General features: G+C 59.6%; 18 protein-coding genes. 3 read left to right on the forward strand and 15 right to left on the reverse strand.

Annotation, left to right across the window (positions count from 1 at the left end):
• Window positions 1-105: 105 nt before the first annotated feature.
• The 3 genes from BG841_RS05560 to thpR form a co-directional block, all read right to left on the reverse strand.
• Window positions 106-1,410: a ferric reductase-like transmembrane domain-containing protein gene (locus BG841_RS05560; RefSeq protein WP_070056747.1), complete on the reverse strand. Its 1,305-nt coding sequence runs from the start codon at window positions 1,408-1,410 to the stop codon at window positions 106-108.
• A 38-nt stretch (window positions 1,411-1,448) separates the two neighbouring features.
• Window positions 1,449-1,928 carry an FKBP-type peptidyl-prolyl cis-trans isomerase gene (locus BG841_RS05565; RefSeq protein ID WP_070056748.1) on the reverse strand — a complete coding sequence of 160 codons (480 nt, stop codon included), beginning with the start codon at window positions 1,926-1,928 and terminating at the stop codon, window positions 1,449-1,451.
• Window positions 1,929-1,996: 68 nt separating this feature from the next.
• Complete coding sequence (thpR, locus tag BG841_RS05570) at window positions 1,997-2,536, reverse strand: RNA 2',3'-cyclic phosphodiesterase (RefSeq protein WP_070056749.1); 540 nt, start codon at window positions 2,534-2,536, stop codon at window positions 1,997-1,999.
• A 145-nt stretch (window positions 2,537-2,681) separates the two neighbouring features.
• Between thpR and BG841_RS05575 the strand changes: the two genes are divergently transcribed.
• Window positions 2,682-4,166: a glutamate-cysteine ligase family protein gene (locus BG841_RS05575; RefSeq protein WP_070056750.1), complete on the forward strand. Its 1,485-nt coding sequence runs from the start codon at window positions 2,682-2,684 to the stop codon at window positions 4,164-4,166.
• Window positions 4,163-5,203 (forward strand): succinylglutamate desuccinylase/aspartoacylase family protein, encoded by a 1,041-nt coding sequence (locus tag BG841_RS05580; RefSeq protein ID WP_228141604.1) that lies wholly within the window; start codon window positions 4,163-4,165, stop codon window positions 5,201-5,203. Before BG841_RS05575 ends, BG841_RS05580 begins: the two co-directional genes overlap by 4 nt.
• Before the next feature lie 10 nt (window positions 5,204-5,213).
• Here BG841_RS05580 and BG841_RS05585 read toward each other — a convergent pair whose 3' ends face one another.
• The 9 genes from BG841_RS05585 to BG841_RS17535 form a co-directional block, all read right to left on the reverse strand.
• Window positions 5,214-6,386, reverse strand: a complete 1,173-nt coding sequence (locus BG841_RS05585) for a CaiB/BaiF CoA transferase family protein (RefSeq protein WP_070056752.1) — start codon at window positions 6,384-6,386, stop codon at window positions 5,214-5,216.
• Between the two features lie 46 nt (window positions 6,387-6,432).
• The gene (locus tag BG841_RS05590) at window positions 6,433-7,578 is read right to left on the reverse strand and encodes an acyl-CoA dehydrogenase family protein (protein ID WP_070056753.1); all 1,146 of its coding nucleotides are present in this window, start codon (window positions 7,576-7,578) and stop codon (window positions 6,433-6,435) included.
• A 119-nt stretch (window positions 7,579-7,697) separates the two neighbouring features.
• Window positions 7,698-9,833: a 3-hydroxyacyl-CoA dehydrogenase NAD-binding domain-containing protein gene (locus BG841_RS05595; RefSeq protein WP_322853383.1), complete on the reverse strand. Its 2,136-nt coding sequence runs from the start codon at window positions 9,831-9,833 to the stop codon at window positions 7,698-7,700.
• On the reverse strand, window positions 9,830-11,062 hold the full coding sequence (locus tag BG841_RS05600; RefSeq protein ID WP_070056755.1) for an acetyl-CoA C-acetyltransferase: 1,233 nt from the start codon (window positions 11,060-11,062) through the stop codon (window positions 9,830-9,832). The genes BG841_RS05595 and BG841_RS05600 overlap by 4 nt, the downstream gene beginning before the upstream one ends.
• A gap of 126 nt (window positions 11,063-11,188) precedes the next feature.
• Entirely contained in the window at window positions 11,189-12,229 is a 1,041-nt protein-coding gene (locus BG841_RS05605) for an AraC family transcriptional regulator (protein WP_070056756.1), read from the reverse strand.
• Window positions 12,230-12,318: 89 nt separating this feature from the next.
• The gene (locus tag BG841_RS05610) at window positions 12,319-12,528 is read right to left on the reverse strand and encodes a hypothetical protein (protein WP_070056757.1); all 210 of its coding nucleotides are present in this window, start codon (window positions 12,526-12,528) and stop codon (window positions 12,319-12,321) included.
• A gap of 55 nt (window positions 12,529-12,583) precedes the next feature.
• Window positions 12,584-13,459, reverse strand: coding sequence for a universal stress protein (locus BG841_RS05615; protein WP_070056758.1), 876 nt, complete (start codon window positions 13,457-13,459; stop codon window positions 12,584-12,586).
• The gene (locus BG841_RS05620; RefSeq protein ID WP_070056759.1) at window positions 13,431-15,842 is read right to left on the reverse strand and encodes a Lon protease family protein; all 2,412 of its coding nucleotides are present in this window, start codon (window positions 15,840-15,842) and stop codon (window positions 13,431-13,433) included. Before BG841_RS05620 ends, BG841_RS05615 begins: the two co-directional genes overlap by 29 nt.
• A gap of 194 nt (window positions 15,843-16,036) precedes the next feature.
• Window positions 16,037-16,159, reverse strand: coding sequence for a hypothetical protein (locus BG841_RS17535; protein ID WP_265733882.1), 123 nt, complete (start codon window positions 16,157-16,159; stop codon window positions 16,037-16,039).
• 368 nt (window positions 16,160-16,527) lie between these two features.
• On the opposite strand from BG841_RS17535, the gene BG841_RS05625 reads away from it, so the two are divergent.
• Window positions 16,528-17,055 (forward strand): retropepsin-like aspartic protease family protein, encoded by a 528-nt coding sequence (locus tag BG841_RS05625; RefSeq protein ID WP_070056760.1) that lies wholly within the window; start codon window positions 16,528-16,530, stop codon window positions 17,053-17,055.
• A gap of 207 nt (window positions 17,056-17,262) precedes the next feature.
• Here BG841_RS05625 and BG841_RS05630 read toward each other — a convergent pair whose 3' ends face one another.
• The 3 genes from BG841_RS05630 to BG841_RS17180 all read right to left on the reverse strand — a co-directional run.
• Entirely contained in the window at window positions 17,263-17,832 is a 570-nt protein-coding gene (locus tag BG841_RS05630) for an NnrU family protein (protein WP_070056761.1), read from the reverse strand.
• Between the two features lie 491 nt (window positions 17,833-18,323).
• Entirely contained in the window at window positions 18,324-18,725 is a 402-nt protein-coding gene (locus BG841_RS05635; RefSeq protein ID WP_198929158.1) for an ester cyclase, read from the reverse strand.
• A gap of 123 nt (window positions 18,726-18,848) precedes the next feature.
• Window positions 18,849-19,228, reverse strand: a 380-nt coding sequence (locus BG841_RS17180) for a hypothetical protein (protein ID WP_206743996.1), incomplete at its 5' end; no start/stop codon positions are given.

The raw sequence follows: 19,228 nt of genomic DNA on the forward strand, positions 1-19,228 counted from the left end.
CACAATTAACGCAACACGAAAACGAGCAGGACAACACACAAGGTGATGTTCAGTGCCCAGATGATCATAGAAACCCGCCGCCGCGGACTCATACGCTTGATTGGACTAGTCATAGTTGAAGCGCTCTGACAGGATACGATGAGGCGGCGTGCCCCTGTTGATCAGGTGATCTTCGACGCCATCCATCATGATCCTGGGGCCGCACATCACGAACAGCCATTGGCTGAACTCCCGCGCTGAAAAAACACGATCCAGCAGTGCTGCGTCTATAAGGCCTGTCTCTCCCTGCCAGGTTTCTGGCGGTTCTGACAGCACGTAGATCAGGTCATCCGCACCCAACTCATCACGATAGGCAATCTGTTCGATCACCCGGTTTCCGTAGACCAACTTCACCTTGCGCGAATCGTCGGTCAGGCGCATTTGCCTCAGTATGCCCAGCAATGGCGCAAGGCCAACGCCGCCCGCGATGAGAGCGATGCCGGGCTCCGTACGGTCATCAACGGAAAGGGTGCCGTAAGGGCCGTCAAGATAGGCCACTGTTCCGGTTTTTATCTGGCCAATTGTTCGGGTGAAATCGCCAAGCTCTCTGACCATAAACGATATCTCGGGCCCCGCCGCCGGCGCCGAGCAAATGGAGAACGGATTCTCCTTCATTGAGAACGGACTGTGGCCTGCATTCAGCCAGACGAACTGCCCCGCCTTGTAATCAAGACCAGGATGACCGTCCGGTTGTACGGTCAATTCCCATTGCTTTGGCGTCAATCGGGTTACCGACGTCACGCGCCAGGGTCGCGCCTTCTGTAGAAAGGGAACCAGCAGGTAAACAGTCAGTAGCGTCCCTGCAGCCACTGCCGTCAGTGCGATCCACACCCAAGTCATCACAGGCTGCGCTCCGTACCGCCCTGCATACACGGTATGATGCAACAGCAGCACCGCGATCAAAAGAGCGCCAACCCCATGTAAAAGGCGCCACGTCTCATATTTGTAATCCAGTTGAGTGCGCCCGATGGCCAACAGCGCAAGGCTTGCCAGAAGCAGGTAGGCGACTATGCCTGTCGACAGAGCGGAAAAATCGGTGGTGATCGTCAGTACGCGCAGCGGATCCCACGGGCGTTGCCCACCCGACGGTGTTCCCTGATAAAAAAACGGGTGCAGCAAGGCAAAAACCAGTGCGGTGCGAGCCATCACCTGGTGGAACCGCATGGTTAGGTCCAGCCCGACACCGCTTGAAATGGCCTTGAAACGACCCGACAGGATGAATTCCATCAGAATCATGGAGAACGCCAGGATGCCAAGCCCGGACGCCAGTTCCTGGTGGTACGAGCGAGGCGGCCCGCCAACCCACGCGGACAAGATCAATGGCAATGTGACCGCACCAAGGTAAGCCATGATCAAAAAGAATGGTTTCATCTGCCTGGCCTCGTCACGTCCTCCGGGCTTGCAACCCCTTAATGATGCCCACCCGGTCCATGGGCGTGGCCGTGGGCGATTTCTTCCGCATCGGCCGCACGGACTTCGACAATGTCGATATCGAAGGTGAGGGTTTTACCCGCCATCGGGTGGTTGGTGTCGACGTCAGCAAACTTGTGGCCGACCTTGGCAACGACCACGTGGCGTGGGCCCTGCTCGGTTTGCACCTGGGCGATCATGCCCGCCTTCCAGCGTTTGGCACCGACCAGATGCTTGATCGGTACCCGCTGAACGGCATCGGCCTTGCGCGGCCCGTAGGCTTTATCCGGCGTGACGGTGACGCTGAACGTATCGCCGGCATCGCGACCTTCCAGCGCTTCTTCCAGGCCGCGAATAATGCCGCCGTGGCCATGCAGGTAAGCGTTTGGCTCGCCGCCCCGGGAGTTTTCAACAACCTTGCCTTGTTCATCACGGACGCTGTAATGAAACAAGACCACTTGATTCTTTTCAATGGGCATAGGGTTCTCCGCCAGGGTTTGAGAGGCGCCATTATAACCGGCGGCGTTGGTTCCAGCGCCATCCGGGGTCAGGGAATTTTTCCGGCAAAGCGCGCAATCACTGGATAGACCGAACCACCGGCGCGCTGCACACTCTCAAAAAGTACGAACCGCTCTACCCGAAACGCCCCGAACGCCGCCCCCTCATACTCGGCCAGTAAGCTCTCAATCGAACCGGGCCGGTGCTTGAACCGGGACAGGGTGATGTGGGGGCGAAACGCCCGACTCTCTGGGGTGAACCCGAGCTGCGCCATTTCGCTTTTGAGCGCACTGTGGAGGCTGGCCACAGGAGCCGCCGGCTGGACGCCCGCCCAAAGAATGCGCGGTGCGCAAGGCCGACCGAAACACCCCAACCCCGCAACCTGCAACTCAAAAGCCGTCAGGGAAATACGGCAGGCCGCCTCGCGCACCGCCAATACACGCTCGTCTTCCACGTTACCCAGGAACAGCAAGGTCAGGTGCATCTGCGCAAAAGTCTGCCATCTGGCTCCGGGCACCTCTGCCCTCACCTTCAACAGGCGACTTTTGATCGGAGCGGGAATCTCCACTCCGAAGAATAGCTTGCGCATGACTGTCCCCCCATACTCATGGTGCGCTCCAGACCTTCGGCGGTCATGAGCACCCGGCCATGTTAACAAGTCTCCCGGCGCCATGTCCGAAGGGCGCACCTTCCACTATTATTCAATATAGGTGCGCACCAGAGACGACGTTATTGTGGGACTGGCGATCAATAAATCGGAATTCAGCGCGGACGAGTTTGCACGGTTTGCGGCCAAGGTCCGCACGGACCTGACCGCCCTCGCTCGTCTGCTGGACCGGCCCGGCTTCGGTGAGGGGGAAAGTTCGATTGGCGCTGAGGTCGAGTTCTACATCGTCAACCCCGAGCTGCGCGTCCAGCCCATCAACACACAAGTCACCGCCAGTGTTCAGGACCCGCAACTGACGCTTGAGCTCAACCGCTTCAACCTCGAATACAACCTCAGTCCCCGGATTTTCAAAGGCACGCCGTTTTTCCAAACAGAGCAAGAGCTGCTGGCGGCCATCCGCCGCATCAACCAGCACGCCGCACCACTGGGGGGCGAACTGGTCCCGATCGGCATTTTGCCCACCCTGCGCCAGTCCGATACCACCGCGAAGGCGTTGACAGACGTTCCCCGCTACCATGCACTGTCCAACGCGCTGGTGAAGCAACGTGGCGAGCCATTCAACATCCATATCCGTGGCAACGATGCCATCAATCTGGCGGCGGACGACGTCACCATGGAAGGGGCCACGACCTCATTCCAGCTGCACTGGCGGGTCCCCGCCCACCGGTTTGCCGATTATTTCAATGCCGTGCAGCTGGTTACGCCAATCGCCCTGGCGCTGGCCAGCAATTCGCCCAGCCTGTTTGGCCACCACCTCTGGGACGAAACCCGCATTGCCCTGTTCAAGCAATCCATTGACAGCCGCTCCCCCCATCACAGAACCTGGCGCCACCCGCCCAGGGTCTATTACGGCAACGGCTGGGTGCGCAGCGCCTGGGAATTGTTCGCGGCCTCTGCGGCGCTGTATCCGCCCATCATTCCAGTGATGTCCGAGGAAGAGCCGCTGGCGGTGATTGCGCGGGGCCAAGTGCCGGAACTGGCCGAGCTGCGTCTGCACCAAGGCACCACCTGGCCCTGGAACCGCGCCATCTTTGATCCCGCCGGGGGGGGACACCTGCGCATCGAGATGCGTTCGATGCCGGCCGGCCCAACTGCCGTGGACATGTGTGCCAACGGACTGTTCGTGATCGGGGCTGCGTTGGCCGTGCTCGATGACATCCATCACCTGACGTCGATCCTGCCTTTCAACTATTCCGAACACAATTTCTACCGCGCCGCCAAATACGGGCTGGACGCAGCAATCGTCTGGCCGCACACAGACCAGGTTCAGTTGCAGGACACTCCCCTGTTAACCGTGGCCCGCGCGTTGCTGCCGCGCGCCCGGGACGCCTTGCAGGCAACCGCCGTGGACGGCACCGAGATTCAGCACCTGCTGGGCATCATCGAAGGCCGCATTGCAACCGCCATGACCGGCGCCCGGTGGCAGCGCCACATCACCGAGTCTTTCATGCAGTCACTGGGCCCCGATGAGGCGTTCCGGGCTATGCTGGCGCTGTACATGGCCAACCAGAAGAACAACAGACCGGTGCACGAATGGACCCTGTCACCATGAGCACCTCGAAAATTCTGGATTATCTGCACGATCCGTCACCCCGGACGCTGGGGCGATCTCCCTGGGAGTGGCTGGCCCGGCTGCACCGGCCCACGGTTGTTCAGGTCGCCGGTCGCGATCGCTCGCGCACCCGCGCCATGGCCACGCTGCTGCACGGCAATGAGCCGTCGGGGCTGTTTGCGCTGCATCGATGGCTGCTCGAGCAGCACACCCCCGAGGTCAACATGCTGTTTCTGCTGGGAGGCATCTACCCCGCGAAGATTGAACCCACGTTTTCACAGCGCCAATTGCCCGCAGGACGCGACCTCAACCGGTGTTTCAGGGCACCCTTTACGGGCGCAGAAGGGGCGATTGCCGAGGCCCTGCTGGCAGAGCTTCATAAAGCGCAACCGGAGTGCCTGCTGGACGTGCACAACACCTCGGGCACCGGCCCGGCCTTCGCGGTGACCATCACCAACGACGCCGCCCACCAGGCGCTGACGTCGCTGTTCACCGACCGCCTTATCCTGACGGATCTGCGTCTGGGTGCGCTGATGGAATATTCCGAACAGGAGGTACCCACGGTGACCATCGAATGCGGTGGCGCGCAGGAGGAGCAGGCCCATCAACTGGCGTACGAAGGGCTGGTTCGGTACACCTCTCAAGCGGACGTGTTGTCACTGGACACCGCAGACTGGGACGTCGCCGTACTGCGCAATCCGATTCGGGTGGAGCTGGCCCCTGACGCGACCATCGAATACCGGCTGGCGCCCAGCGGTCACGCGGACCTCACCTTTCCGCCCGACATCGAACACCGCAATTTCGGGGTTGTTTCCCCCCATGAGCCGCTGGGCTGGGTTGGCCACAAAGGCCTGAGCATACTCACTGCGATCAGCCACAACCGGATCGAGAACATGGCGCGGGTGCTGCGGGTGCAGGACGGCCAGATCTACCCCGCCCAGGCCATAAAAGCCTTTATGATTACCACCAACCCGGTGATTGCCAAGAGCGACTGCCTGTTCTATGCGGTCAAGGCGACGGGCGATCCCATTTTCTAGATTCCGGGTTTCATTTGACACACCGGGCTTCACGCAAGGCGGCAATCGCTTCACTGCTGTAACCAAGGCCGGCGAGAACGGCGGTGGTGTCATCGCCCAGGCCCACCCCGGCCTGATGGGATTGCTTACGAAACGGCAGCGCCGAATTGATTTGTTTAATGGCGTTCCCGTCCGTGTCGGTCGCGCTGGTAATCATGCCCCGAGCGACAAAATGATCGTGGCTGGCCGCCTCGTTCAGTGTCAATACCGGTTCAACGCACACATCAAGCCCGGCAAAGACCGCCTGCCAATGGGCCAAGGGCTGGGCGTTAATTTTTTCCGCAATTGCGTCCCGCAGCGCCCCCTGCGCCTCCGGCCGGGCGTCCGTCAGGTTGTTCATAAAACTCCGCAGCCCCAGTTGGTTGAGCAACCCCGCAGCGAAGCCTGGCTCCAGGCTGCCAACGGACAAATACCGCCCATCCGCCGTTTCATAATAATCGTAATACCAGCCGCCATTGAGCATTTCCCCACCGCAGGTCGGATCCTGCTCACTGACCAGCGCGCCGGCACCAAATATGGTATTGAGCGCAAGGGCTGCATCGCTCATGCTGATATCCAGATACTGCCCCCGCCCCGTCGTACCCCGCTGAATCACCGCGGCCAGAATCGCCATGACGGCGTGATGGGAGCCGCCCGCAATATCCGCAATCTGCGTGCCCGACAGCACCGGCCCGGTTTCCTTGCGACCTGAGTAACTCGCCAGACCAGAGAGCGCCAGATAATTGATATCGTGCCCCGCCCGATCTTTATAGGGACCGGTCTGCCCGTACCCGGTAATAGAGCAATAAATGAGCCTGTTCTGAATGTTGCTGAGTTGCTGGTAATCCAAGCCAAGGCGGGCCATGACACCGGGACGAAATTGCTCAATCACAACATCGTACTCAAGCAAAAGGCCTTCAATAATCGACTTGGCGGACGCGTGTTTGAGATCAATGGCGATCGACTTTTTATTACGATTGAGTGTGGCGTGCGCTGCGGAAACGGGTCCGGCCATCGGCGGCATCACTTTGAGCAGGTCCGGTCGTGCGGGCGATTCCACACGCAGCACCTCTGCGCCCATGTCCGCCAGTAACTGCGTGGCGTAGGGGCCGGGCAGCAGGGTGGAAAAATCCAGAACTTTTAAACCGGCAAGTGGCAAGGACATAACCTTTCCCGTGTTGGTGAGCCCGGGCGGGCGATGAGCGGTGCGCTTACACCAACGAACGCCCGATGATCAGTTTCATGATTTCGTTGGTGCCCGCGTAGATCTTCTGGACCCGCGCATCCGCAAATGCACGGGCGACCGGGTATTCCAGCATGTACCCATAGCCACCGTGCAGCTGCAGGCATTCATCGATGACATCACATTGAATCTCGGTACTGAGCAGCTTCAGTTTCGCCGCAGTCACCTCATCGAGCTGCGTGTTGAGGTGCAACTCCAGACATTTGTCGACAAACACCCGCGCCATGGTCAGCGTCGCGGACATTTCCGCCAGTCTGAACTGGGTGTTCTGAAACGACGCAATGGCGCGACCGAAGGCTTTGCGCTCTTTTACGTAAGCAATCGTCTGCTCCAGAATCGATTCGGCCGCGGCGATGGCATTAAGCGCCACCGACAAACGCTCTTGTGGCAATTCCTGCATCAGGTAAACAAACCCCATGCCCTCTGCGCCGAGCAGGTTGTCTTTCGGCACTTTCACATCCTGAAAAAACAACTCCGACGTATCCTGCGCCTTCATGCCGATTTTCTCGAGGTTCTGACCTTTTTCAAACCCGTCCAAACCGGCCTCAACCAGCAACAAACTCGTGCCTTTGGCGCCCGCCCCAAGGTTGGTTTTGGCCACCACAATCACCAGATCGGCCATTTGTCCATTGGTAATGAAGGTCTTTGAGCCGTTCAGAAGGTAATGCTCACCCGCCCCGTCCAGCACCGCGCTGGTCTGAATGCCCTGTAAATCGGAACCTGTGCCCGGCTCCGTCATGGCGATGGCGGTCACAATTTCACCGCTCACACAACCAGGCAGGTAGCGCTGTTTCTGTGCTTCGGTTCCGTACGCCATGATGTAGGGCACCGCGATGTCGGAGTGCAGGCCAAAGCCAATCCCGGTTAACCCAAGCCGCGCGACTTCTTCATCGACAACGGCGTTATACCGAAAATCGGCTCCCACACCGCCGTAGGCTTCGGGCACGGTAGGACAAAGGTAGCCGTGCTGACCCGCTTTCACCCAAAGCTCGCGCGAGACCTGTCCGTCTTTTTCCCACTGGGCGTGATAAGGCACCGCCTCTTCGGTGAGGAATTTTCGAACACTATCGCGGAACATGTCGTGTTCCGATTCAAATACCGTACGTTTTATCATCTGGCCGCTCTCTTGTGATTATCTGCGGGCGCTTATCTGAGTAAGCGCCGTGAGCAAAGTTGATATCGCATCGGCTCCCGCGCTGCAGCAGCGCCACTGACGCGGTCAAGCCTCAGCTCTCAGTCCTTGAAGGTCGCACCGGCCTTCACCATGGCGTAGAGAATGGTCGGCACGGCGAACCGCTCCCCATGCCGTCGTTCCAGCGCTTCGGCACGGGCAACAAACGCCGGCAGCCCGGTCTGGTTGATGAACTGCAGCGCACCCCCGGTCCACACCGGCGTGCCGATCCCCATGACCGAACCGATATTGGCGTCGCGCACGCTGGTCAGCACGTTCTCCTGCAGACAGCGCGCCGTCTCTAGAGCCATGATATAGAGCAGACGATCTTGCAACGCCGCCAGCTCGAATTCAGTGTCGCCGCCAAACAGTTCTTGCAGGCCCGGCCACAGGTGCTTCTTTTCATTGGCCCGGTACTGGTAGAAACCCGCTCCGGCCAGTTTGCCCGGGCGACTGGCTTCAAGCATGCGGTCGGCCACCGAATCCGACGGGTGCGACAGGTAAGGCTCACCTGCGGCGTGCAGGTCTTTGATGGTTTGATTGCGGATTTTTGCCAACAAAGTGAGGCTGACTTCATCGGTAACGGCCAGGGGCCCCACCGGGAAGCCACACAGAAACGCGGCGTTCTCAATGGCCGCGGCGGGGATGCCCTCACCCAGCATGGCCATGCCTTCCTGGGCGAAGGTCGCGAACACCCGCGAGGTAAAGAAACCGCGACTGTCGTTAACCACGATCGGGGTTTTGCCGATCTGCAGCACGTAGTCATAGGCTTTCGCCAAGGTTTCATCCGACGTTTCTTGTCCGGTGATGATTTCGACTAACGGCATTTTGTCTACCGGCGAAAAAAAATGCAGGCCGATAAAGTTGGCCGGACGTTGTGAGGCTGTTGCCAGGCCGGTGATGGGCAGGGTGGAGGTATTGGTCGCAAATACTGCCGTAGGGGCCAACTGGCTTTCTGCTTCCCGGGTGACGCGCGCCTTCAAATCACGGTCTTCGAAGACCGCTTCGATGATCAGGTCACAACCCGTCAGGTCTGCAGCGGTGTCGGTCGTGACGATGCGCGCAAGCACCCCATCACGCTGCTGCTCCGACAGGCGTTGTTGCTTCACCATTTTGTCCAACAGCGTGTGCGAGTAGGCTTTGCCTTGCTCGGCCTGCTCACGGGAGACATCTTTGAGCACCACCTCAATGCCCTTTTTGGCGCTCGCATAGGCTATGCCCGCGCCCATCATGCCGGCCCCGAGGATGCCCACCCTGGTCACTTTGGTGGTCGCAATTCCCTGCGGACGCGCGACCCCGGCCTTGATTTCATTCAGCTGATACCAGAAGGTGCTGATCATATTCTTGGCCACCTGACTGCACACCAGCGTGACGAAGTATCGCGTTTCGATACGCAGCGCCGACTCCAGGTCAACCTGCAGGCTTTCCACCATCGCACACAGGATAGCCTCGGGTGCCGGCAGGGTGCCCTTGGTTTTCGCCCGCATCATAGCGGGTGCGAGGGGTAACAATTGCGCCAGGGCAGGATGGCCTGGCGTGCCACCCGGCACCCGGTAGCCTTTTTCATCGTAGGGCTGCTGGGTGTGCGGGTTTGCCTTGATCCAGGCAATTGCCGCCTCAACCAGCTGTTCTGGTGTGTCAACGAGTTCGTTGATCAAGCCCAGCTCCTGGCCTGTTTGCGGGGTGAACTGCCGCCCTTCCGTCAACCAGGGCAACGCGGCTTGTAGCCCGAGAAGACGGGTTGTTCTCACCACACCTCCCCCGCCGGGCAACAACCCCAGGGTTACTTCCGGCAGGCCGAGCGTAACGCCCTGGCGCAAGGCGACCCGGTAGTGACAAGCCAGGGCCAGCTCCCAGCCGCCGCCCAGGGCGGCGCCGTTGATACAGGCAACCACGGGCTTGCCAGAGGTTTCCAGCGTGCGCAGGGCGTCTTTCAGGCGGGTCACCAGGTTGTGCAGGGCGGGCGCATTCGCGTGTGTGGTGGCATAAAGATCGTCCAGATTGCCGCCGGCAAAAAAGGACGATTTGTTGGAGCGAAACACCACCCCGATCCAATCATCCGTTTGCAGTTTGTCGACTGCCGCCACCAATGCCTCGGTGAACTCCCGGTCCATCAGGTTGGCACCCGCATTGGGCTTATCAAGAATCAGATGCACAATGTTGTGCTGATCTTTTTCGTAGATGACGGCACTCATCAGCTGTTCTCCCCAACCCGACCCTGGAGTCGCTCGATGATCGTGGCGATACCCATACCGCCACCCACACACAGGGTCGCCAGGCCGGTGTTCAGGTCACGGGCTTCCAGTTCATCCAGCAGGGTGCCCAGAATCATGGCGCCGGTCGCACCCAGCGGATGCCCCATGGCAATCGCACCACCGTTTACGTTAACCCGGTCGTGGTTCACCTCCAGCTCGTCCATGAACCGCAGCACAACCGAGGCGAAGGCTTCGTTGACCTCAAACAAATCGATATCGGTAACCGCCATGCCCGCCACATTGAGCGCCTTGCGCGCCGCAGGCGCCGGCCCGGTCAGCATAATGGTGGGGTCTGAGCCGACCACGGCCGTGGCGATAATCCGCGCCCGGGGCGTCATCCCAAACTGTTTGCCCGCGGCCGGGCTGCCAATCAACACCGCACTCGCCCCGTCAACAATCCCTGAGGAGTTGCCCGGGGTATGAACATGGTTAATGGCTTCCACCTGCGGGTAACGCGCGCGCGCAACCCCGTCAAACCCCATGGCGCCCATCCTCTCGAATGAAGGCTTCAAGGTGGACAGTGTTGCTACCGTGCTGTCCGCCCGAATGAGCTCATCGTGATCCAGAATCAGCACACCGTTTCTGTCCAGGACCGGAATGACCGACTTGCCGAATGCGCCTTTTGCCCAGGCCGCCGCAGCCCGGTGATGGGACGTGGCGGCATACTGGTCGACGTCAGCCCGCGAATAGCCACCCAGGGTCGCAATCAAATCCGCGCCGATCCCCTGGGGCATGAAACCGGTGCGGAAGTTTGTTTCCGGGTCCTGCGCCCATGCGCCGCCGTCGCTGCCCATGGGCACTCGCGACATGGACTCAACGCCACCGGCGACCACCAGATGTTCCCAGCCAGAACGAATTTTCATCGCTGCGATGTTCACCGCTTCAAGGCCGGACGCGCAAAACCGGTTGAGCACCATCCCGGCCACGTCGTCATTCCAACCGGCCGCCAAAGCCGCGGTCTTCGCAATCACCGCGCCCTGGTCGCCCACGGCGGTCACGCAGCCCATGACGATGTCATCCACTGCCTGGGTCGCAAACCGGTTTCTTTCCTGGAGGGTGTTCAGGAGCCCCGTCAACAGCGTGACCGGTTTTACTTCATGGAGCGCGCCCGTCGCCTTTCCGCGACCCCGAGGCGTGCGGATAGCGTCAAAGATCAGTGCATCATTACTCATGATCCAGGCCCTGTAGCGTCTGACTCAATGGGAACCCACAGCATAGGACAGCGTCAAAGCCTGCCTCAATGACCAACGATTGCAGTCGGATTGACCTTTTCTTGCAGCAGCGCCGCCCGCGGCCGCTTAAACGCCCAGCCCTGATTGCGCCCGATAGGCGCCCGGCGACAGGCCGGTCCACTTTTTGAAGGCCCGCGCAAACGCGGCGGATTCGGAAAACCCCAGCTGTTCTGCGATAGCCTGGATCGACAACTCCTGCTCCTCAAGCAATCGTTGCGCCCGGTCGCGGCGCAAGCTGTCTTTTATGTCCTGAAAACTGCTGCCCTCGTCTTTGAGACGCCGACGCACCGTGTGCGTGCTCATGTGCAGTTGCTCGGCGAGCGTTTCAAAACTCATGTTTTCCAGTTCGGTGTGCATGCCCTGGCGGGGCAGCAGCAGCCGCTTCACCTGCCCGGTCATGCTGTCGTCTTCTCGAAACTGCGTCAGCAACGACTCGGGCGCGTGACTTAAAAAGGACATCAGCGTTTCGGGGTCTTGGCGCACCGGGCAGGCCAGTAAATGGCGACTGAACACCACACTGTTCTCGGTCTGGGAAAAGGCGTGGCGACACGGAAACATGCGTGCAAATTCATCCACATAGACCGGCTCGGGGAAACGAAACTTAATGCGCTCCAGCATCATCGGCTGATCAATTAACCAGCAGGACAACCGAATCCAGACGACAAAAATGGAGGTAACCAAAAATGATTCGTCCAGCTGATGGGGGTTGTCACTGTGGACCAGCAGCCGCGCTTCGGTGCCCGATTCTGTTAATTCGAGGGTGAGCTCATCCGCCACCAGGCTGATGTAACGCGCGCTGCGCAACAGCGCCCGACGCAGGTTTCCAGAGGAAATGATGGCATGACACATCATGCCGAAGGTGCCAATCTTCAGGGGGCGACTCAAAAACCCGCCCGACTCGTCGCCCAGGTGGAGCCACAGGGCCCGCAATAAAGCACCAAAGTCCGCCAGACTCACCCGCCGCTGACATTCAGCATCGCTCAGCAGGGTGTGCAGATAGGACAAATCCGAGTTTTCCAGCAGGCACTCAATATCGATGCCTTTCCGTATGCCCCCCGCCAGCGCTGAATGCACCAATTCGATGGGAATGGAGTGTTGCTTTTCCATAAGTCGCCAACAATCAGATAGGTAACCCGCGCTGAAACACGGGCCGTAATGGCATGCCTGTCCGTACCGCGCAGCGCCGGGGCTGGTGCTCAGTGTTGAGTGTTGGGGGGGCCGGAGTCACTCTGGCCGCCCAGAGACGCCTCGGCCTGGTCCCAGCCTTTCTCCCACTCGTAATGCTTCCAGTTATTGATGGGGTATGGGTTATCACTCTTGCGTTTCCCTTCCAGTCGATCGTCCCAGCCGTAATCCACAATCGTATATTCATCGTCGGGGATGGTATCTCGACGTAATGTTTTCATCGGCTTAGCCCCTCCCCTTGCCGCTTGCCTCACAGGACCTGCTGTTGATCGGTGCTCAGGGGGTCACCGTCATCGGCAGATTCAAGGCCGACAGCAGGGTCTCCATGCCCTGATCGGCCAACAGATTGCTGGTGCGGCTCACCACCAGCTGGGTGGCGCCCTCTGCCTGCAGGGCCCGCACCGCCGCGCCGGCACTGGCCACCGGTATTTGCTTGACCCGGGCAACCATACCCTCACGCTGCAGGTACGTCAGTATGTCCGCCACCACCGCTTGATCGTCCCCGGGCGGGGTGCGGATCAACACACTCAATGGCTGGTTGCTGCGCCGGGCCAGTTCGGCCCCGACACGCACCGCGCGGTGATTGGCCCCCTGACCATGATTGAGCAACACCACCACCCGGTTCTGGTGACGGGGCCGACACTCCGTCCACAACAGCACATCCCCCGGTGCCTGTCGTAACAGCACCCGCGCAGTGGAGCCCATGCGGGTTCCGGGAATCCCCGACCAACCCACCCGCCCCAGTACCACCAGGTCTTCCGGCCGCATCAGATTCAACACCTCTTCAGCGACCCGTCCCCGGCACAGCTTGAGCGTCTGGGTCAGCCCCCGGGGCGCCATGGTTTGCTGCAGCCTGTGGCGGACCTGATTCGCCAGCGCCTGCAACCGGGCCTCCAGCGTGGCCGCCTCCAGCGGGCGCGCCAGCCCGGAACTGCCGCCGACTTCCCGGGCAAAGCCAAAACCGGCGGCGCGCAGCAGGTTGCTCTCTTCCACAAAGATGCCCACAACTTCGGCCTGGCGCGCCGCGGCAATCTCGGCGGCGGCTTCCAGAGCGGCCAGGCTCAGACGCGAGCCATCCAGCAGGATCAGCACGCGGCCGGCCGCCACCGGCGTTTTCGATTGGTCAGTCGTCACCGTTGTGGTTATCACCATCGCCTCCGCTTTCGTTCGCGGTGCCGTCGTCTTTGTTCTTGCCGACTTTGGCAAACTCCGCCAGCCGGTCGGCCACCACCCGGTTAAAGGTGTGCTCCGGGTACACGCCATCGGCACCGGGCACACCGGCTTCCATCCCGGTCATCAGCCCGATGGCCTGATCGATATGCCTCAGCGGGTAAATGCTGAACCGCCCTTCCTGCACCGCTGCGCGCACCTGCTCGTTGAGCATCAGATGCTCCACGTTACTGGCCGGCAGCAGGGCCCCCTGACCAGCCACGCCCCCCGACTGTGCGCACACCGTGAAAAAGCCTTCAATTTTTTCATTCACCCCTCCTACGGCCTGAACCTCGCCGTGCTGGTTCATTGAACCAGTTACCGCCAGAGACTGCTTCAAGGGCACGCCGGCAATGGCGGACAGCAACACGCAGGTTTCCGCCACCGAGGCCGAGTCCCCCTCCACGCCACCGTAGGACTGCTCAAACGCCAGGCTGGCTGACAGGGAGAGTTCCCCGTTCGGGGCATAGCGATTGGCCAGAAAGCGGGACAGTATCATCACCGTTTTGCTGTGAATCGGCCCGCCAAGCTTGGCTTCCCGCTCGATATCCACCACCTGCCCTTTACCCGGGCGCGCGGTGGCGGTGATGCGAGTGGGTTGGCCGAACCGGGTGGCCCCTATCTGCAACACGGACAGACCGTTCACCTGCCCCACTGTTTCGCCCTCGGTGGCGATCATTGTTACGCCCCTGCGAATCTGTGCCAGACTGCGCTCGCGAATACGGCTGGACCGATACTTCTGCTCATCAATGGCCTGCTGCACGTGGCGCACACCGATACCGTCTGCACCCGCCTGACGGGCCCAATGATCGGCCTCGGCCAGCAGGTCTTTGAGCACCCGGTCGTGGGCTGCGAGCTTCTTCTGGTCACTGGCCAGGCGGCTGCCATGTTCAATCACCCGCGCCACCGCCTCCCGGTCGAGCGCCATCAACCCGGACGCCCGGGCCAGAGTAGCAATCATACGGGCATAAAGTGGGTAACTGTCATCATTGCGGTCCAGATCGTCTTCGAAGTCTGCTTCGACTTTGAACAGATCCAGAAAGTCCGGGTCGTAATGGGACAACAGGTAATACAACATGCGGTCGCCCAACAGAACCACCTTCACGTTCAGCGGAATCGGCTCCGGCTGCTGGCTGACCGTGGTCGCCAACCCGTACAGCCGCTCCAGCGATTCAATGCGGATTTCACCGGCGAACAGCACCCGTTTCAGGCTCTCCCAGGCCAGTGGCTGACCCAGAACGCGGCGGGCATCCAGAACCAGATACCCCCCGTTGGCCCGGTGCAGGGCGCCGGCCCGAATCAGGGTGAAATCGGTGTACAGGTTACCCTGGTGAGCCCGGTGTTCGATTTGTCCGGTCAGGTGCTGATGGGTGGGCAGATCGCCGTACACCACCGGGGCGCCCCGGGTATCGGCATTGTCGACCAGAAGATTGACCCGGTAGCGGTTCAGCACCCCGCCGGGGGCGCCGTGTTCGTTGTCCTGAAACGCCTCTACGTGTTCAACCACGTCCTCGCGCACCGCATCCAGATGGGCCACCACCGCGGGCACATGGGCCCACTTGTCGCGCAACTCACCGATCGGGGCACCCAGCGTGAGCTGCACCATTTCTTCATTCAGTGCGTGCACGCGCTCGCGCATTTCCTTACGCAAACGGGGCACTTGCTGGATGGTCTGCTGCAACTGTTTCGACAGATCTTCCACCTTGGCTTCAACCAGCGCTTTCTCTTCATCGGAAAACGTTTTGTACTCCTCGGGCTCGATCACCTCGCCGTTGCGCATGGGGGCAAATGAAAACCCGGCGGGCGTGGAAACCATGGCAATGTTGTTGGCGTTGGCCTCTTCCTGCACAGCAAACAGGCCTTGTTGCTGGCGCCGGTTCACCTCTTCTTGCAGCTCCTGAATGCGGGACTGGTATTCCTCGCTTTCGAAGGTGGCCGGGATGGCCGTTTTCAGCTCGCTGACCAGATCGTTCATGTCGTTCTGAAACGTGCGGCCGTCGCCCGGCGGCAGTTCAATGGCGTTCGGCTGGTCTGCGTGCCTGAAATTGAATACATGGCACCAGTCCGACGGCACCGGCTCACCGGCGGCGTGGGTGGCCAGAAACCGCTTGACCAGTTCATGCTTGCCGGCACCCGCAGGCCCCAGCACAAACAGGTTGAACCCACTGGCTGCCATGCCGGCCCCGAATTCCAGAGCCCGCAGCACGCGCTCCTGGCCGAACGGCAGCTCAAGGTCCTGCAGCTGATCGGTGGTGGCAAAATCCAGTTTCTCCGGCGGGCAGCGGTGATAAATCTGGCTTGCGGTTAACGCCTCGGGTACAGCCATGGGTGCTCCTTGGGACTCTGTGCCGTCGACTTTGTTCGGGGCGCCGCGCAAGGACGCTGGCAGGCCAGCCCGGGCCCCTGAGGTTATATTAGGCGGGCTTTCCGGTTTGTTCTACCGATGCACTTAACCATAAAAATACTGGCAAGCAGCCTCTGGCATTGTCTCCAGCCCCCTGTGCCCGCCGTCCGGGCAGGTCATTGCTGATACCTGTGTTCGCGCCCCGCGTCGGTATCCAACAAGATAAGCCCTTTGGCCCGCTCGGGACAGATCAGCGCCGCCCGCAACGCCATCATGCCCCCGATGGAAATTCGCACCATACGGCTTGCTCGATGCCGACCTCGTCCAGTACCGCAAAGAAGATCGACGCGTCGTGACGCTGAACACAGGCCATAGGATTCGTCCCGGATGCAAGACTAACCCGCTGTTTTCGATGACGGGGCGTTGGAGTTCTGCAAGCCCTGCTTCTGTTAAATCTCCACTATAGTGCAGCAGTTGAGTCTTTGGATGGATAAAGACACTGGCATCTTCACTCGCAAGGGAAGAGTGAGACACGACCAACAATAAGAAAGAAAATAACTCCTGAATGCATAATTGATCCGGTGGGCGCATAACGTTGAACTCATTGGTGCCCGGAATGGGCTAGAATTCACGCAGCCTGTCGGCCGACCCGCAACTGAGGAATGGCATGAGTAAACTTGGCTTCATCCGACCTGAAATCCGCTACCTGCTTTACCTCATTGTTTTCTGGGTTGTGTTACTCGCCGCTGCGACGCTTTTTTTCGCCAGTTGGGACTCCCGCCAAACCAACCCCAACCAGCAACTGGTCAGCCACACCCGCGGCAGCACCACCGAAATTAAGCTTCAGGCCAACCGCCATGGCCATTATCTGGCAAATGGCACCATCAATAACCAGAACGTCACCTTCATCCTCGATACCGGCGCCACAACCGTGTCCGTCTCAGAAGCCATCGCCCAAAAAGCAGGCCTTACCCGGGGGCTGCCCGGTCTTGCACGCACCGCGGCTGGCACAGTCAAGGTGTGGAGTACGACCATTCACGAACTCCGCCTGGGCGATTTTACCTTCACTAATGTCCCCGCCACCATCAACCCGGCCATGGACCCCGACCTGGTGTTACTGGGCATGAGCGTGCTTGGGCGGCTTAACTTCTCCCAGCAATCGGGCGTGCTGACCCTGAGCCAGGAAACACGGTGAGCTGAAAGGAGGCCGATACCATTCATCCTTCTCGGCAAAATGAACGCGGAATTTCGAGTTGCTGCATTGACAGTCTCCGTTTCAGACGGCTTAAAAAACCACCGTTGACTCGATGGGCAAATCCGGTTGCGGCGCGCGCCACATTGCCCGGTGACCACCCGAAGAAACCACCGGTCAGACCGTGGCCCACAAAACCGCAGGCATTTTTCAGCCGAACGGTCTTACTCCGAACAGCATTTCATGAAGCCAAACAACGATCGCGCCATACAACGCAATGCCACCCACAACGACTATGACATCGTTCATTCTGGATGTGGGCACGCCGGGTACTGGACGGGCGATCCGAGTTTTCATCGAGACACGGTCTGCAACGGCCCACAGCAGGAACGAACCAAACAACAACAGATCGGCCAGTGTGCCGTTCACCAGCAGGTGCGCCACCGCCCAGAGTTTTACAGCTACGAGCTGCGGGTGACTTACCAGGTTTTTAATTCGCCCCGGGAAATAGGGCGCAAGTATTAACACAAAGGTGGGCAGCAAGAGAATGGCGGCCACAGGGCGCATCCACAGAGGTGGTACATAAAGATGCGTGGGTACTTGCCTGAGATCCGCGTACCCCTTTGCCATGAGAACCAGGCCGACGATTGAAACCACACTGTAAATCAGTTTCCAACCCGGTTCGCTCTTTGCAGCAAGCTTATCGCGCACGGGCAGCGCCACGATGGATATGGAGTGCATGCCAAAAAACAACACAAGGCCGATGACTAGCAGCGACATAAAGCCAGTTCCTGTAGGTAGAGTTTGGTCTCGGCCCGGTTACTGACTTCACCTGGCCGGCGCCTTCCAGGATCCTCAATTCATCATCCAGCCTAGACCATTATTTCAAACTGTCATCCCGGATTGCCGGTTCCGCAACTACCCTCAGTACCGGACTGTGGCGTAAAAAGCCCGAGTGGTTCTCTTTCGCAGTGCAGAGAGCAGATGATTGGGGCTCTGGATCTTGCCATCACGGGCAGTGAACGTATGAAACTCACCAGCGCGCGCAGCGCGAGGGGCTTGTGCAGCGCTTGGCTTGCGGCGTGACGGAGCTTTCAAGTTTGTTGACGAGGGGGGTTAACAACGCTTTGCTCACCGGCGATCACTGCTACGTTCGTTTGTGTACAATTATGAAGCGCTGCGGAATGCACAAAAACGAACGTATCAATTGGCGTCCGGGTGGGGCAACTAGTTCGCTGCCTACATTATGGATATAGCGCTGCGGCACTGGGTCAAACGACACCAATCTGTTGCAGCATACCCATTTGATCCCATTGCTCCCATCGTTCGATCACCTGTTCACCTGCCACCCGGTCCAGAATCAGGCCTTCAAACTGCGCCCGCTTGCCTGTGGGCTGCGAATCGCCGAGTGGACCGGTGTGCGTTCCTACTGCCGACCATCGTGTAGCAACTTTGTCGCCTGAAATAATCTGATCTTCGACAGTCAGCTGTAGATCAGGAAACGCGGTCAATAAACCCCTGACCAAATCTTTAAATTCCGCAACTGAAAGGTTGGGGTCTGGTGCTCCCGCCATGTGGATAACACAATTCGGCGCGAAGGCCTCATCTGCCACCGAAACATCTCCACGATTCAGGCCGTCAATCCATATTTTTTCGTACTTTGTGACTTCCATTGCGATGTCCTCACTGGTCATTGTTGGTACTGGATGGAGTCATCAAGTCGGTCCGACCAACGCTTGAAGATACGGCAACCTGCGGCGCGAGCCGCGTTCAGGCAGTCCGATTTGGTTGACTTGTCAGAGCGCAAAGCTGTTATCTGTGCCCACATTGATAACTATAGCAGCGAGATTCTCGAGGAGAGGCAGCACCTCGCGCTCAAATTCCGGTGGCCCCACACATACCATCATAGGCCCGTGAAAAAGCAGATCCTTGGATTCGATATTCGTTACCGCCCGGACGAGGGTATCCCTGACGCTAAAGGGATCCTCACCTCCGATTTGTAGCAAGTGGGCGCTAGAACCAGGGTCGACCAGACTTACAGTAAGGTTCGGCAACGCACGTTCGCCGAGTTCACTGGACAGAAAGAACGCGCGCCACTTCAATTCTGCAGGCGGAGTGTGTTTCGCGAAGAAACGAAGGAATTTGTGGGCCGGCGTAACTGAAGAGCAGACGGTGC

This window comes from Marinobacter sp. X15-166B, assembly GCF_001752365.1.
In the GTDB taxonomy this organism is placed as follows: Bacteria; Pseudomonadota; Gammaproteobacteria; order Pseudomonadales; family Oleiphilaceae; genus Marinobacter.

Excerpts from the sequence above, each read along its gene's own strand:
- BG841_RS05560 (WP_070056747.1), bottom strand. The coding sequence starts at position 1,410 with ATGAAACCATTCTTTTTGATCATGGCTTACCTTGGTGCGGTCACATTG.
- BG841_RS05615 (WP_070056758.1), bottom strand. The coding sequence starts at position 13,459 with ATGGTGATAACCACAACGGTGACGACTGACCAATCGAAAACGCCGGTG.
- BG841_RS05620 (WP_070056759.1), bottom strand. The coding sequence starts at position 15,842 with ATGGCTGTACCCGAGGCGTTAACCGCAAGCCAGATTTATCACCGCTGC.
- BG841_RS05605 (WP_070056756.1), bottom strand. The coding sequence starts at position 12,229 with ATGGAAAAGCAACACTCCATTCCCATCGAATTGGTGCATTCAGCGCTG.
- thpR (WP_070056749.1), bottom strand. The coding sequence starts at position 2,536 with ATGCGCAAGCTATTCTTCGGAGTGGAGATTCCCGCTCCGATCAAAAGT.
- BG841_RS05580 (WP_228141604.1), top strand. The coding sequence starts at position 4,163 with ATGAGCACCTCGAAAATTCTGGATTATCTGCACGATCCGTCACCCCGG.
- BG841_RS17535 (WP_265733882.1), bottom strand. The coding sequence starts at position 16,159 with ATGGTGCGAATTTCCATCGGGGGCATGATGGCGTTGCGGGCGGCGCTG.
- BG841_RS05610 (WP_070056757.1), bottom strand. The coding sequence starts at position 12,528 with ATGAAAACATTACGTCGAGATACCATCCCCGACGATGAATATACGATT.
- BG841_RS05635 (WP_198929158.1), bottom strand. The coding sequence starts at position 18,725 with ATGGAAGTCACAAAGTACGAAAAAATATGGATTGACGGCCTGAATCGT.
- BG841_RS05600 (WP_070056755.1), bottom strand. The coding sequence starts at position 11,062 with ATGAGTAATGATGCACTGATCTTTGACGCTATCCGCACGCCTCGGGGT.
- BG841_RS05585 (WP_070056752.1), bottom strand. The coding sequence starts at position 6,386 with ATGTCCTTGCCACTTGCCGGTTTAAAAGTTCTGGATTTTTCCACCCTG.
- BG841_RS05565 (WP_070056748.1), bottom strand. The coding sequence starts at position 1,928 with ATGCCCATTGAAAAGAATCAAGTGGTCTTGTTTCATTACAGCGTCCGT.
- BG841_RS05630 (WP_070056761.1), bottom strand. The coding sequence starts at position 17,832 with ATGTCGCTGCTAGTCATCGGCCTTGTGTTGTTTTTTGGCATGCACTCC.
- BG841_RS05590 (WP_070056753.1), bottom strand. The coding sequence starts at position 7,578 with ATGATAAAACGTACGGTATTTGAATCGGAACACGACATGTTCCGCGAT.
- BG841_RS05625 (WP_070056760.1), top strand. The coding sequence starts at position 16,528 with ATGAGTAAACTTGGCTTCATCCGACCTGAAATCCGCTACCTGCTTTAC.